Raw genomic sequence first — 13916 nt, forward strand, 5'->3', positions numbered from 1 at the left:
TGAAATGCTCCCCGGCTTCCTGAATGGGAACGGGAAACGGAGATGTCGTGAGAGCGTTGATTTCACCGGCTCTTTCAGCCTATCCTTGCCGAAAGATGGGAGATAGGACATGGCAACGGTGCTTGATGACGTCATGCGGCGAATCAGGGCGGAAGAGGCGGAACTCCGCCGACGCGGCGTTTGCCACGTTGCCGTGTTCGGGTCGGTGGCGCGTGGCGATGAGCGCCCCGACAGTGACGTGGATATTGCCGTCGAGATCGAATCCGGACGATCATTTTCGCTAATTCGGATGGAAGACACCCGTCTGCTGCTGGAGGATGCGCTCGGCAGACCTGTCGATATCGGCGAGACCGACAGCTTTCGGCCTCAGATACGGGCCTCGTTCGAGCGCGAGCGGGTGTCGGTGTTCTGATGGTGCGCAAAGAGGAAACACGCATCGGAGACATTCTCGCGGCCATAGCCGACATTCGCGCCGATACGACGGAAATGGATTTCCACAGGTTTTCCCAAAATCCCGTTGTCGTCCGCTCAGTTCTTTATTCCATCGGCGTTATTGGCGAAGCAGTGAAACATCTTGGCGCGGATTTTAAGGCGGCTCACCCTGAAATCCCGTGGCGCGCCGTTGCCGGCATCCGCGACCGGGTTGTCCACGAATACTTCTACACCAACACCCGCCGCATATGGGACGTGGTGGCGGATGACCTTGATCCCCTGGAGCGCACTCTACGCGCCGCCTTAGGGGCTATGACAAAATAATTGAATCTATTTCTGAGATTTTTTATGGGCCACAGGTAGACACCGACAGGCTTTAGCGTGACGGAAAGACGTATGGGCGCGGGGTCTTCCCGGACTATTGGGTCGGGTAGTCACGCGGGTATTCGGCCCCCGGAGGCGCCTTGGGCGTCGATTTGCGTCCGCAACCGGCAAGCGGCGACGCCACGGCGGCGATAAGCAGGATAATCAGAAGTTTTTGTACCATGTTCATGATCTTACTCTTGTTTCCCGCCGTTATTCCAGAAAGCGTTTTCGGGCGTCGGTCGCCGCCCGGCGCACGTTATCAGGCGCCGTGCCGCCGAAACAGGCGCGGGCGGCAACCGAATTATCGACGCCCAGCACGTCAAATACCGTCTTGTTAATGGAAGACTCCACCGTTTGCATGTCTTTCAATGACAAGGCATCCAGGGCTACGCCTTTATTCTCGGCCATCTTGACGATACGCCCGCTGATATGATGGGCGCTGCGAAACGGCACGCCGAGAACCCTGACCAGCCAGTCGGCAAGATCAGTGGCGCAGGCATGGCCCCTTGACGCCGCTTCCCGCATATTCCCGCAATTGAACTTTGCGTCTTTCAACATGCCGGTCATGGCGGCGACGCTCAGGGCCAGCGTATCGGCGGCGTCAAACACCGGCTCCTTGTCTTCCTGCATGTCCTTGCCGTAGGCCAGCGGCAATCCTTTGACGGCGATAAGAAGGGTGTTGAGGGCGCCGATCACCCGTCCGCTCTTGGCGCGCACCAGTTCAGCGGCGTCGGGATTGCGCTTTTGCGGCATGATCGAACTGCCGGTAGAAAAAGCATCAGCCAGACGAACAAAGCCGAACTGATCCGAACTCCACAACACTATCTCCTCGGCCAGGCGGGACAGATGGACGGCCAGGATTGCCGCCAGGGATAAAAACTCCATGGCGAAGTCGCGATCCGACACGCCGTCCAGGGAATTGGCGCAGGGGCGGTCAAAGCCCAACGCGGTCGCCGTCATATGGCGGTCGATATTAAACGAAGTGCCGGCGAGGGCGGCGGAACCCAACGGACATTCGTTAAGGCGGCGTCGGCAGTCGGCGACGCGCCCGCGATCACGCCCGATCATTTCTACATAAGCCAGAAGATGGTGGCCGAGGGTCACCGGCTGCGCCGCTTGCAGATGGGTGAACCCCGGCATCACGTCGGCGGCGTGTTCCTCGGCCCTGGTTATAAGAACTTCCTGGAAATTCCTGAGGCCGACGTCCAGTCTTTCCAGCGCCTCGCGCACCCACAGCCTGAGGTCGGTCGCCACCTGATCATTGCGCGAACGCGCCGTATGCAGGCGTTCACCCGCCTCGCCCGCCAGTTCGGTAAGCCGGGCTTCCACATTCATGTGGATGTCTTCCAGTTCCCGCTTGAACTCGAAATCGCCGCTTTCCATTTCCTTGAGGACCGCATCGAGTCCTTCGAGGATGGCGTCCGCATCTTCTTGCGTTATGATGCCTTGGCGCGCCAGCATGGCGCAGTGGGCTTTGGAGCCGGCAATATCCTGGGCGTAGAGACGTTGGTCAAAACCGATGGAAGCGTTGATTTCCTCCATGATTTCAGAAGGACCGCCGTCGAAGCGCCCGCCCCACATATTTGATGGTTTATCAGTCATGACACGACCAAAGGAGAAGTTTGAGTGAACCCGAACATGTTGCGCGCCTTGCTCTTGGGGTTGATCGCCTCGGCAATTCTGGTCATATCCCCGCCGCATGCAAGCGCCGATAACAAAAAATGCGCTGACGACGGTAAAGTAATAAAGGATTTTCAGCCCCAAGAGAAGCCCGCGCCGGCCCCTTCGGCGCCCTTTTTTACCGCCGAGGGGGCGGAGCGGACCTTTGCCGACTATCGCGGCGCCGGTCTGGTCGTAAACTTCTGGGCCACATGGTGCGCCCCATGCGTACGCGAAATGCCGTCGCTTGACCGCCTGCAATCCAAGGTTAAAGGAGACGCCATACTGGTATTGGTCATCTCCGAGGATCGTGACGGCGCCGAGGCGGTCAGGAAATTCTACGCCAAGGCAAACATCGCCAACCTGCCGATCCTGCTGGATAACCGCAGCAAGCTGATGCGCCGAGCCGAAATCAACGGACTGCCGGCGACGCTGCTGATTGATCCGCAAGGCAATCTGGCGGGGCGGGTCGTCGGAACCGTCGAATGGGATTCCCCCGAAGTCGTCGCCTTTATCCGCCGCTGCTTGGGCGCCGTTGACTAACAGGCTTTGGTTGCTTGAGAGAGCTTTTTTGTTATAACCTTTCCAGAGAAAGGCCGGAACAAAATCAGCCATGCTGGAAAAGAGGAACCCTAACGCGCAGCGTCGTAAGGTTTCGTGCGGGGAAAAGTCCTTGCCGGAGGGGGGCGTTCATTACCTTTCCATAAAGGAACCCCTTAAAAACAGCCGCCATGATTTACGCGACGGCGCGGCTCACTACCAGGAACTGGTCGATTTGACGCCGGATATTTTCTGTATCCTCAAGGGCGGGGTTATCGTCCTGATCAACAAAGCCGGCATACAAATTCTGGGCGCCGCCGACAATGAAGACCTGATCGGCCGACCTCTTGCCGAGTTCATTCATTCCGACTTCCATACCTTGCTGGAGGACGGCATGAAAGTCCTTATCGAAGAGCCGGGATGGGCGCCGTTGAAGATGGTCAAGGTCAATGGAGGGGTGATCGACGCCGAGTTGCAGGTGCGGCCCTTTAATCCGTTCGGCGATGACGCGGCGGTGCTGGTGGCCCGCGACACCACCGAGCGGCGGCGGGCGGCGGAGACCATGCTAAGTCACGAAGAAAGTCTGCGCGAGGCCAAGGAACATGCGGAAATAGCAAACCGGGTGAAGAGTGAATTTCTGGCCGCCATGAGCCATGAACTGCGCACTCCCCTCAACGCCATCATCGGTTTTTCGGATGTTATGAACGGAGAGATTTTCGGCGCCCTCGGCTGCGCCAAATACAAGGAATACGCCGGGAATATCGCTGATTCCGGACGCCGCCTGCTGGATATCATTACCGACATTCTTGATGTGGCCCGAATCGAGACAGGCAAAATGGAATTCCGCCCCGAACGCATGAAGGTCGCCCCGGCGGTGGAATCCTGCCTGCTTTTGATCAAGGACCGCGCCGCCGGCGCCGGAGTGAAATTGCGCTGCCGGATAAGCAGGGACTTGCCGGATATTTTTTCCGAACCTCGCCGCTTCAAGCAGATCATCCTCAACCTGTTGTCCAACGCCGTGAAATTCACGCCGGAGGGCGGTCGCGTCGGCGTCAATGTAATTTTCTCGGAGAAGACCCGGCAGTTAATAATTTCAATCAGCGATACGGGCATCGGCATCAAGGCCGAGGACATACCGAAAGCAATGTCGCTCTTCGGCCAGGCGGACAGCCGGCTGGCCAGAAAATATGAAGGCGCCGGCCTGGGCCTGCCGTTGGCCAAGGCCTTCGTCGAGTTGCACAACGGGGTTCTGAAGCTTAGAAGCATCCGGGGCGTCGGCACCACCGTCACCGTACATATACCCCCCGATTCACTGATGTTTTGACGGTCGGATAGATAAAATCATCGTCATGTCTTTATCAAAATTATCGGCCTTTTTGGTTATTGTTTTATCGGTAGCGTCTTGCGCCGCGTCCGGCCATTGGGAAAATCCGAACGCGCCCGTGGGCCAGTGGCCCGGCGATCAGGCCGCCTGCGCCCGAAAAGCCAACGCCGAGGCTGAAAGGGAAATGGTCTATAATCCGAATTATCAGGACATGGATATGGGGCGCACCGATACGCTGGGGGCTAACATGGCCCGCTATAAAGCCGGCAAAAGCGGCGAGCATACGCTGGATGCCTGCATGAGGCGCCTGGGATACGCCAAGGTCACAAACAAGAGAAAAAATTGACCGACAAAGACCCATTATCGGCAAACGAAGCCTGTCAGGAGAACGAGACGCTTGAGCGTCTCTTGCGTCAGGCCGGATCGCGCCTGAGGGTGGACGAAGTCCGCGCCCTGGCTCACGGCGCCGCCGCCGCCGCCGCTTTTGATCCTGACTCATGGCTGACCCTTGTCGATGCCGGAGGAGATGTAAGGCTTGAAACCCGACTGAAGGCGCTTTACGCCGAAATGGCGGCGTCCCTTGACGGCGGCAAGGGCGATAGCGCGATCAGACTCGCCGCGTTGCGCAAAGAATTAAATCGTCGCGGCGTGCAGGGGTTCATCGTGCCTCACTCTGATGAATGCCAGGGTGAATATGTCCCCAGATGCGCCGAGCGATTATCATGGCTTACCGGATTTACCGGGTCCGCCGGCGCGGCGGTGATTCTTGAGGACAAGGCCGCCATATTCGTCGATGGCCGTTACACTCTTCAGGTTCGTGAGGAAGCCGACGGCGCCTTGTTTGAATTTGTGAGCCAGGGCGACGGCCGGCCCGGAGAATGGATTTCCCGGAATCTGGCCTCTGACGCCAGACTCGGCTACGACCCCCGGCTGCATACGCAAAATCAGATAATGAGATTGGAGACCGCCTGCAAAAAGGCCGGGGGCACGCTTGAGGCTCTTGATGACAATCCGCTGGACGCCGTCTGGTTCGACCGGCCGCCGCCTCCCATCTCGCCGACGGTCCCCCACGAGATCGTCTTTGCCGGCGAATCTTCCGACCGCAAGCGTCAGAGGATTGCCGAAGATATAAAGCAGGATGGGCTGGGCGCCGCCGTTCTCACTGCTTCTGATTCCATAGCATGGCTTTTGAACATACGCGGCGGAGATGTGCCGTTTGCTCCCCTGACGCTGGCCTTCGCCGTCATTCACGCCGATGCCGCCGTCGAGCTGTTCATCGACCGCCGGAAACTTACGTCTAAAACCGTCCGTCATCTGGGCGATGGAGTCAACGTCGAGGATATTGAGGCTTTCGGCGCCGCCCTGGACAGGCTGGGGGCAAAGAAGACCAGGACGCGCCTCAACCTTGACGGCGCCTCGGCCTGGGTCTTTGCGCGGCTGAAAAAAGCCGGCGCCGATATTGTTCCCGGCGTCGATCCGTGCGCGCTTGCCAAGGCATGCAAGAACACGATGGAGCTGGACGGCATCCGTAACGCCCACAAGCGCGACGGCGTCGCCCTCTGCCGCTTCCTCGCCTGGTTGTCCGGGCAGGCGCCGGGATCGGGGCTTACCGAAATGGCCGCCGCCGAGCGACTGGACGCATTGCGCCGCGAGGGGGAGCATTTTCGCGGGCCGAGTTTTGCCACCATCTCCGGCGCCGGCGCTAACGGCGCCGTCGTCCATTACCGGGTCAGCGAAAAAAGCAACCGCCGGATCGAGAACGGAACCCTTTATTTGGTTGATTCCGGCGGCCAGTATCTGGACGGCACCACCGACGTCACCCGCACCATCGCCATCGGCAACCCTTCGGTCGAGATGCGCCTCAACTTCACCCGCGTGCTCAAGTGTCACATCGCGCTGGCGTCGGCCCGTTTCCCGGAAGGCGCCACCGGCTCACAGCTTGATGTTCTGGCCCGCAAGGCGCTGTGGGACGTCGGCCTGGATTATGATCACGGCGCCGGCCACGGCGTCGGAGCCTATTTAAACGTCCATGAGGGGCCGCACAGGATTTCCAAGCATCCCAACCGGGTTGCGCTCAAACCCGGCATGGTGACTTCTATCGAGCCGGGCTATTACAAGACCGGGGCCTACGGCATCCGCATCGAAAATCTGGCGGCGGTGGCGTCGCTGCCGTCGCCCCGCTCCCGGGAAAAAGAAATGCTGGGATTTGAAACCCTGACCATGGCTCCCATCGACCTGTCGTTGGTGGAAACAGCGCTGCTTGATGTAGGCGAAGCGGTGTGGCTGGACGCCTATCATGGCCGAATCAGGATGGAACTGAAACCGCTGGTCGACGCCGAAACCGCCCGCTGGCTGGAACAGGCAACCCGGCCCGTCGGCTGGCTTTAAAAGGCTGAATATTAACTAATCAGCAATCACTTGGCCGTAAACCTGATAGACGCTGTGTTATGAGAAACGGTCGGGGATCAAACGGCGATGTCAGTTGATTCAAGCAATATCCTTGATCCCAACTGGGCGAGATCGAAAAGCGGACGGTTCCACCGCTTCATCAATCTCGACCCCGAGGAAGAAGGGCTTAGCAACATCAGCGGCGTCTATGTAATCTGGCACGCCGGCATCCGCCCGGCCTGGGTCTACATGGGCAAAAGTGACGATTTGGCCGCCGCCTTCCATGAACTCGGCAATAATCAGGAAATACTCGATTACGAAGTCAACGGCGGCCTGTTCGTGAGCTGGTCGCTGGTGCGCCCCCAACACCAGGACGGCGTGCTGCGTTATCTGGAAACCGCCCTTCATCCGCTGGTGACCAATCCCGACGGCCCCGGAGAAGACGTCGCCCCGATCCCCGTATACGCCCCCGGCCATGCCGCCAAGATCGAGTAACCGCCGCTCCGTTTCCCCTGCGCCCACGCTGAAAATAACCGACTATTCGTTCGTTTTGCCATAGGAAGCGTGGCGCTTGCAGCATATGGTTAAATCATGGTGAAGCTGGATAAAATCTACACACGCGGCGGAGATGGCGGCAAAACCTCGCTGGGCAATGGAAAGCGGGTGGTCAAGCATGATCCCGCCGTCGTCGCCTGCGGCGCTATCGACGAGGCCAATGCGGCTATCGGCGTGGCCCGTTTGCATACCGATGGCGAGGCCGGCGCCATGCTGGGGCGCATCCAGAACGATCTCTTTAACCTGGGCGCTGATTTGAGTTGCGGCGGTACGCTGCGTATTACGGATCAGCAGGTGAAACGCCTGGAATCCGAGATCGACGCCCTTAACGCCGGTCTTGAACCGCTTGATTCCTTCATCCTGCCCGGCGGCTCGCCGGCTTCCGCCTGTCTGCATATGGCGCGAACCGTGACGCGCCGCGCCGAGTGTCTGATCAGCGGCCTGGCCGGAGTCAACCCGGCGGCATTGTGCTATGTCAACCGCCTGTCCGACCACCTGTTTGTGCTGGCCCGCCATCTCAACAACGACGGCGCCGACGATGTGTTATGGGCGCCGGGGACCAACCGCTGACGCCGAATGGACTTGACCGACCGAGGCCTTGCCCCTCAAGATGTCATTATACAATGAATTCATGGTGTTAGAGAAATGAAGATCATCGTCGCCGTCAAGCGCGTGATTGACTACAACGTCAAGGTCCGCATCAAAGCCGACGGCTCGGGAGTCGAGACGGCCAACGTCAAGATGTCGATGAACCCCTTCGATGAAATCGCCGTCGAGCAGGGAGTCAAGCTCAGGGAATCCGGCGTCGCCTCGGAAATGATCGCCGTCTCCATCGGCCCCAAGCAGTGTCAGGAGACCATCCGCACGGCGCTGGCCATGGGCGCTGATCGCGGCATCCATATAGAAACCGACGCCGAGATTCAGCCGTTGGCCGCCGCCAAGCTGCTGGCCGCCGTGGCCAAGCGCGAAATGCCGGAATTGATCATCCTCGGCAAGCAGGCCATCGATGACGACGCCAACCAGACCGGCCAGATGCTGGCCGGATTGCTGGGCCGTCCCCAGGGAACCAACGTCTCCAAACTTGAATTCACCCCCGATAAAAGCGCCTGCGTAGCATCCCGCGAGGTTGACGACGGCCTGGAGGTATTGACCATAAAAACGCCGGCGGTGATCACGGTTGATCTTCGATTGAACACGCCCCGGTTCGCCACCCTTCCCAACATCATGAAGGCCAAGAAAAAGCCCATCGCCGTCATTACCCCGCAAGAGATGAACGTGGACATCGCTCCCCGGCTGACCACCATTAAGGTGGCGACTCCGGCCAAGCGCCAAGCCGGGGTCATTCTGAAAAGCGTCGCCGAACTGGTGGACAAGCTGAGAAACGAGGCGAAGGTGATCCCATGAGCGCCCTAGTCATCGCCGAACATGACAATGTATCCCTGAAGTCCGCCACCCTGAATGCCGTTACGGCGGCGGCGCAGCTTGGGGAGGTCGCCGTTCTGGTCGCCGGACATAATTGCCGCGCCGTCGCCGAAGCCGCCGCCGGGGTCAACGGCGTCGCCAAGGTATTGCTGGCCGACGCCGCCGTCCATGCGCATCCGCTGGCCGAGGTGCTGGCGCCGCTGATCGTCAGGCAGGCTCCCGGTTTTGAGCATATATTGGCGTCGGCCACCACCTACGGAAAGAATCTGATGCCGCGAGTGGCGGCGCTGCTGGACGTGGCGCAGATTTCAGAAATCACCGCCGTCGAAAGCCGTGATGTCTTCGTCCGTCCCGTCTATGCCGGCAACGTCATGGCCACCGTCCGCTCCGGCGATGCCGTAAAAGTAATCACCGTACGCGCCACCGCCTTCGCCGCCGCCTCTTCCGAAGGCGGAAGCGCCGCCATTGCCGTCATCGAGCCGGGCGCGGATTCCGGCATATCCGTCTTTTCCGGCCGGCGGTTGACCAAGTCCGAACGTCCCGAATTAACCGGCGCCAAGATCGTGGTTTCCGGCGGGCGCGGCATGCAGAGCGCTGAAAAATTCAAGCTTCTCGAAGGTCTGGCCGATAAACTGAACGCCGCCATCGGCGCTTCCAGGGCGGCGGTGGACGGAGGCTTTGTCGCCAACGATTCCCAGGTCGGCCAGACCGGCAAGATAGTGGCCCCGAATCTGTATATCGCCTTCGGCATCTCCGGCGCCATCCAGCATGTGGCCGGAATGAAGGACAGCAAGGTCATCGTCGCCGTCAACAAGGATGAGGACGCGCCGATCTTCCGGATTGCCGATTATGGGCTGGTGATGGACCTGTTTCAGGTTATACCTGAATTGTCGGCGGAACTGGACAAGCATCAATGACCGGTAAGATTTCCATAAAAAAGATCGGCGTCATCGGCGCCGGGCAAATGGGCGGCGGCATCGCCCATGTGTGCGCCCTCGGCGGTTACGACGTTCACCTGATCGATATCGACGAAGATCGTCTTGAACAGGGCGTGCGGACCATCGAAAAAAACATGTCCCGTCAAATAGCCAAAGGCAGGATTTCCGAAGGCGACAAAACGGCGGCGCTGGCGCGTCTCACCACCGGACTTGGAGCGGACGGCTTCAAGGACTGTGATCTGGTTATCGAAGCCGCCATCGAGGATGAGGAGACCAAAAAGGCGATTCTCAAGAATCTGTGTCCTCACCTCAAGAAAGACGCCCTGATCGCCACCAACACCTCGTCCATTTCCATCACCCGCCTGGCGGCGCGCACCGACCGCCCCGGCAAGTTTATCGGCCTGCACTTTATGAACCCGGTGCCGGTGATGGAGCTGGTGGAGCTGATTCGCGGCATCGCCACCGAGAACGATACCTACGAAGCGGTGCGCGAACTGACCTTGAAGCTGGGCAAAACGCCGATCAACGCCGAGGACTTTCCGGCCTTTATCGTCAACCGCATCCTGCTGCCGATGCTGAACGAGGCCATCTATGTCCTGTACGAGGGCGTCGGCACCGTCGCCGCCATCGACGGGGCGATGAAGCTGGGCGTTCACCATCCCATGGGACCGCTGGAGCTGGCCGACTTCATCGGCCTGGATATCTGTCTGGCGATCATGAACACCCTGCACGAAGGCCTGGCCGACGCAAAGTACCGCCCCTGCCCGCTGCTGGTGAAATATGTCGAGGCCGGCTGGCTGGGCCGCAAGACGGGTCGCGGATTCTATGACTACGCCGGGGCGATTCCGATACCGACGCGGTAGGGTTTGCGCGACTTAGAGCGTTAATCCGGCCCGTTCGCGGCGGATAATCTGCAATAGACAAAACCCGAAAGCCCACCAAGAGCGAGCCAGAAAAGGCCGGTGGTTACCAGCGAAGCGGTGATGAACTCGACAACGACCTCCGCCGGAACGGTATTGTCGCCTATCGGCAGCGGCGCGCCGACCGCATGGGGCAAGATCATCGCCGCCACGCCCAATAACTTGAAGCGCCGATTTCCGAATGCCAGCAAGGCCAGTCCGGCGGCGGTCGCTGCGGCGCAGGCCAGCCACCACAATTGGCTTTCCTGCAACGGCATATGCGTCGATCCGGGCGGGGCGGGCGGCAGGCCAAGGGCCGGGGCCAGGGAGAAGGCGGCAAAACCGGCAAGCCCCCAGACAATCCCCTGCTTCCAGCTTATCGGCTCTCCGCGCAAGGCATATCCGGCGGTCAGCAACAAGCCGAAAGCCACCCCGGAAAGGATGTTGAACAGCGCCGTGTAGCCCAACCGCTCCACAGGCATGGCGTCTTTCAGGGCGGCCCCCGGAGGGCATTCCAGATCGGGGGTGCAGAATTCGTAGGCCTCCGCCTGCTCGATCAACGGAATAACCCACCTCGCCTGGATGGCGGACATGAAAAGACCGGCGATGAATCCGGCCGCCAGCGCCGTAATCAGGATTCGCTTAAGCAACGTCAGTGGCAAGGAAATCCGAAAGAATGACGGGTATCATGGGCGACGTCATGGGTGGTCCCGGCGAATCCGACGCCGATCAACATAAAAAACCCCAGCAACAGGGCTAAAACTACAGGCAATCCGGCGACGAGCCGTTGAGCGCCGACAGCCTGACCGGATACTTTTTGGGCAATGACTACGGGGGATTTCATCGTATGATCTCTCCGCTATAAAACTGACGGCATGGATAATTCCAAAAACCGTCTTCACAATTACACAAGCAGAAAATTATTAACCGGACTATAATTTCAGCGTAGCCCCTGCGTCAAATGCTGATAACGGCTTGACGTTATTTTTTACGGATACAAGGGATTAACGGCATGTCCCATACCATTGCTCTCGTTGATGACGATCGTAATATCCTGACCTCGGTGTCGATGGCGCTTGAGGCCGAGGGATATAAAGTGCGGACCTACGTCGACGGCATGGAGGCGCTGGACGGCCTTGAGAAAAAGCCCGCTGACCTGGCGATCCTCGACATCAAGATGCCGCGCATGGACGGCATGGAATTGCTGGACCGAATCAGGAAGAAGAGCGATATGCCGATAATCTTCCTTACCTCCAAGGATGATGAAATCGACGAAGTGCTGGGACTGAGAATGGGCGCTGACGACTACATCAAAAAGCCGTTTTCCCAGCATCTGCTGATCGAGCGCATCCGAGCCGTTTTGCGGCGCCGCGAACTTTCCGCCGACGCCGACGACAATACGGACATTCTGTCGCAAGGCGATCTGACGTTGGATTCGGCCCGTCACCTGTGTACCTGGAAAGGCATGGAAGTGAACCTGACGGTAACCGAATTCCTGCTGGTGCAGGCCCTTGCCAAGCGCCCGGGGCATGTCAAGAACCGCGATCAATTGATCGACGCCGCCTATGGGGAAAACATTTATGTCGATGACCGCACCATCGACAGCCACGTCAAACGGCTGCGCAAGAAATTCAAGGACGTCGATTCCGCCTTTGCGCAGATCGAAACGTTATACGGCGTCGGCTACCGCTACCGCGAAAGCTGAGCTGTTTTGCAAACATATCCTTACCTCCATATTAAAAAACGCACCCTATCGCCGATCACCCGGCGGATTCTCGCCGTCAATCTCCTGGCGCTGGGAATTCTGGTGGCCGGGCTTCTGTATCTCGGCGAGTACCGGCGCAGTCTGGTGACAGGCGAACTGGAGGCGCTGAATACCCAAGCCGACATGTTCGCCGCCGCTCTCGGCGAAGGCGCCGTCAGCGCCGAGGGGTTCACCGGCGAAAGACTGGTAAATGAACTGGTGCGCCAAATGGTTCGCCGTCTGGTAAAGACCACCGGCACCCGCGCCCGCCTGTTCAATAACGCCGGCATGTTGATCGCCGATTCGATGGCGTTGGTCGGCCCCGGCGGCATGGTGCAGATCGTTGATCTGCCGCCGCCGCGCCTTGATACCGGATATATCGGCGCCGTCCTCGATGTGTATGACCTTCTGGCCCGATGGCTGTCCGGCGAGGATCAAATACGCCCCTATCGTGAAAGGCCGCTGCAAAAAGCCGAGGACTACGACGAGGCGCTGGCGGCCCTGTCCGGCGACAACGCGGGAATGGTGCGCAGTTACAACGGCGGCATGATTCTCAGCGCCGCCGTGCCGATCAGGCGTTACAAGCAGGTGCTGGGAGCGTTAATGCTGTCCAAGGACTCCAGAGACATCGACGAAACGGTGCTTCAGGTGCGCCTTGATATCCTCAAGGTGTTCGCCGTGGCGCTGGCGGTGACCATCGGTCTTTCCCTCTATCTGGCGCGAACCATAGCCCGGCCCCTGCGCCGTCTGGCCGAGGCTGCCGAGAAAGTGCGTCACGGCCACCACCGCCGGCACGCCATCCCCGATATGTCGGAGCGCAACGACGAGATCGGCGAACTGGCCAAGACCCTCGATGATATGACCGAATCACTGTGGCAGCGCATGGACGCCATCGAAAGTTTCGCCGCCGATGTCGCCCATGAGATCAAGAATCCCCTGACCTCGTTGCGTAGCGCCGTAGAGACCGCCGCCAGGGTCAAGAACCCGGACCAGCAGCGCGAGTTGATGTCAATCATCAAGGAAGACGTGCTGCGCCTGGACAGGCTGATCAGCGATATTTCCGATGCGTCCCGCCTCGACGCCGAGATGTCCAGGGCTGAGGAGGCGCCGGTTGATCTGAGGCCGATGCTGGCGACGTTGGTCAGTATATATACCGCCGGCGACGATGCGCCCCGCCTTCGTCTGGAAAGCGGCGGCGTCGATAGCAAGTTAATGGTCAACGGCGTAGAAGGACGTCTCGCCCAGGTATTCCGCAACATCATCGCCAACGCTGTCTCTTTCTCGCCCAAAACCGGAGAAATTATCATCGGCGTTTCATCCGCCGACGGCTGGATCATCGTCAATGTGGACGACCAAGGCCCCGGCATTCCCGAGGGCAAGGAGCAAGCCATCTTCGACCGCTTCTACTCGGAACGCCCGGAAGAAGAAAAGTTCGGCACTCATTCCGGCCTCGGCCTCAGCATCTCCAAACAAATAGTCGAAGCCCACGGCGGCGCCATAGTCGCCCAAACTCTGAAAAATGAAGCCGGTAAAACTGCCGGAAGCCGCTTTACCGTGCGCTTGCCGATGGGTTCTTAGCGTACTTTGAAAGCAGGGCCATAAGCCCTCTCAGCATCATGTCCGGGGACGGCGGGCAGCCGGGAATGTGC

16 protein-coding genes and 1 pseudogene (1 of these 17 only partly in view) are annotated in these 13916 nt (G+C 59.4%); 13 read left to right on the forward strand and 4 right to left on the reverse strand.

Going from position 1 to position 13916, the window contains the following annotated elements:
* The first annotated feature begins 109 nt into the window (after positions 1 to 109).
* Positions 110 to 412, forward strand: coding sequence for a hypothetical protein (locus A3H92_08320; protein OHC74797.1), 303 nt, complete (start codon positions 110 to 112; stop codon positions 410 to 412).
* On the forward strand, positions 412 to 756 hold the full coding sequence (locus A3H92_08325) for a hypothetical protein (GenBank protein OHC74798.1): 345 nt from the start codon (positions 412 to 414) through the stop codon (positions 754 to 756). Before A3H92_08320 ends, A3H92_08325 begins: the two co-directional genes overlap by 1 nt.
* 252 nt (positions 757 to 1008) lie before the next feature.
* On the opposite strand, the gene A3H92_08330 is transcribed toward A3H92_08325, so the two are convergent.
* Positions 1009 to 2400 (reverse strand): argininosuccinate lyase, encoded by a 1392-nt coding sequence (locus A3H92_08330; GenBank protein OHC74799.1) that lies wholly within the window; start codon positions 2398 to 2400, stop codon positions 1009 to 1011.
* A 36-nt stretch (positions 2401 to 2436) separates the two neighbouring features.
* On the opposite strand from A3H92_08330, the gene A3H92_08335 reads away from it, so the two are divergent.
* The 9 genes from A3H92_08335 (at position 2437) to A3H92_08375 (ending at position 10487) form a co-directional block, all read left to right on the forward strand.
* Positions 2437 to 3000, forward strand: a complete 564-nt coding sequence (locus tag A3H92_08335) for a hypothetical protein (protein OHC74800.1) — start codon at positions 2437 to 2439, stop codon at positions 2998 to 3000.
* 70 nt (positions 3001 to 3070) lie between these two features.
* Positions 3071 to 4321 (forward strand): hypothetical protein, encoded by a 1251-nt coding sequence (locus tag A3H92_08340; GenBank protein ID OHC74801.1) that lies wholly within the window; start codon positions 3071 to 3073, stop codon positions 4319 to 4321.
* Positions 4322 to 4346: 25 nt separating this feature from the next.
* Complete coding sequence (locus tag A3H92_08345) at positions 4347 to 4667, forward strand: hypothetical protein (GenBank protein ID OHC74802.1); 321 nt, start codon at positions 4347 to 4349, stop codon at positions 4665 to 4667.
* Entirely contained in the window at positions 4664 to 6709 is a 2046-nt protein-coding gene (locus tag A3H92_08350) for an X-Pro aminopeptidase (protein ID OHC74803.1), read from the forward strand. The genes A3H92_08345 and A3H92_08350 overlap by 4 nt, the downstream gene beginning before the upstream one ends.
* Before the next feature lie 87 nt (positions 6710 to 6796).
* Positions 6797 to 7204, forward strand: coding sequence for a hypothetical protein (locus A3H92_08355; GenBank protein OHC74804.1), 408 nt, complete (start codon positions 6797 to 6799; stop codon positions 7202 to 7204).
* A gap of 96 nt (positions 7205 to 7300) precedes the next feature.
* Complete coding sequence (locus A3H92_08360) at positions 7301 to 7834, forward strand: ATP:cob(I)alamin adenosyltransferase (protein ID OHC74805.1); 534 nt, start codon at positions 7301 to 7303, stop codon at positions 7832 to 7834.
* Between the two features lie 75 nt (positions 7835 to 7909).
* Positions 7910 to 8668 (forward strand): electron transfer flavoprotein subunit beta, encoded by a 759-nt coding sequence (locus A3H92_08365; protein ID OHC74806.1) that lies wholly within the window; start codon positions 7910 to 7912, stop codon positions 8666 to 8668.
* The gene (locus A3H92_08370; GenBank protein ID OHC74807.1) at positions 8665 to 9603 is read left to right on the forward strand and encodes an electron transfer flavoprotein subunit beta; all 939 of its coding nucleotides are present in this window, start codon (positions 8665 to 8667) and stop codon (positions 9601 to 9603) included. The genes A3H92_08365 and A3H92_08370 overlap by 4 nt, the downstream gene beginning before the upstream one ends.
* The gene (locus A3H92_08375; protein ID OHC74808.1) at positions 9600 to 10487 is read left to right on the forward strand and encodes a 3-hydroxybutyryl-CoA dehydrogenase; all 888 of its coding nucleotides are present in this window, start codon (positions 9600 to 9602) and stop codon (positions 10485 to 10487) included. The genes A3H92_08370 and A3H92_08375 overlap by 4 nt, the downstream gene beginning before the upstream one ends.
* 20 nt (positions 10488 to 10507) lie before the next feature.
* On the opposite strand, the gene A3H92_08380 is transcribed toward A3H92_08375, so the two are convergent.
* Entirely contained in the window at positions 10508 to 11173 is a 666-nt protein-coding gene (locus A3H92_08380) for a hypothetical protein (protein OHC74809.1), read from the reverse strand.
* A gap of 2 nt (positions 11174 to 11175) precedes the next feature.
* Positions 11176 to 11367: a hypothetical protein gene (locus A3H92_08385; GenBank protein OHC74810.1), complete on the reverse strand. Its 192-nt coding sequence runs from the start codon at positions 11365 to 11367 to the stop codon at positions 11176 to 11178.
* Between the two features lie 168 nt (positions 11368 to 11535).
* Between A3H92_08385 and A3H92_08390 the strand changes: the two genes are divergently transcribed.
* Positions 11536 to 12228: a DNA-binding response regulator gene (locus A3H92_08390; GenBank protein OHC74811.1), complete on the forward strand. Its 693-nt coding sequence runs from the start codon at positions 11536 to 11538 to the stop codon at positions 12226 to 12228.
* A gap of 6 nt (positions 12229 to 12234) precedes the next feature.
* Positions 12235 to 13845, forward strand: coding sequence for a histidine kinase (locus A3H92_08395; protein OHC74812.1), 1611 nt, complete (start codon positions 12235 to 12237; stop codon positions 13843 to 13845).
* Here the strand turns inward: A3H92_08395 and A3H92_08400 are convergent.
* Positions 13817 to 13916: pseudogene (locus tag A3H92_08400) on the reverse strand (hydrogenase) (it continues 396 nt past the right edge of the window). The gene A3H92_08395 and the pseudogene A3H92_08400 overlap by 29 nt on opposite strands.

Source organism: Rhodospirillales bacterium RIFCSPLOWO2_02_FULL_58_16, from assembly GCA_001830425.1.
Lineage (GTDB): Bacteria > Pseudomonadota > Alphaproteobacteria > Rhodospirillales > 2-02-FULL-58-16 > 2-02-FULL-58-16.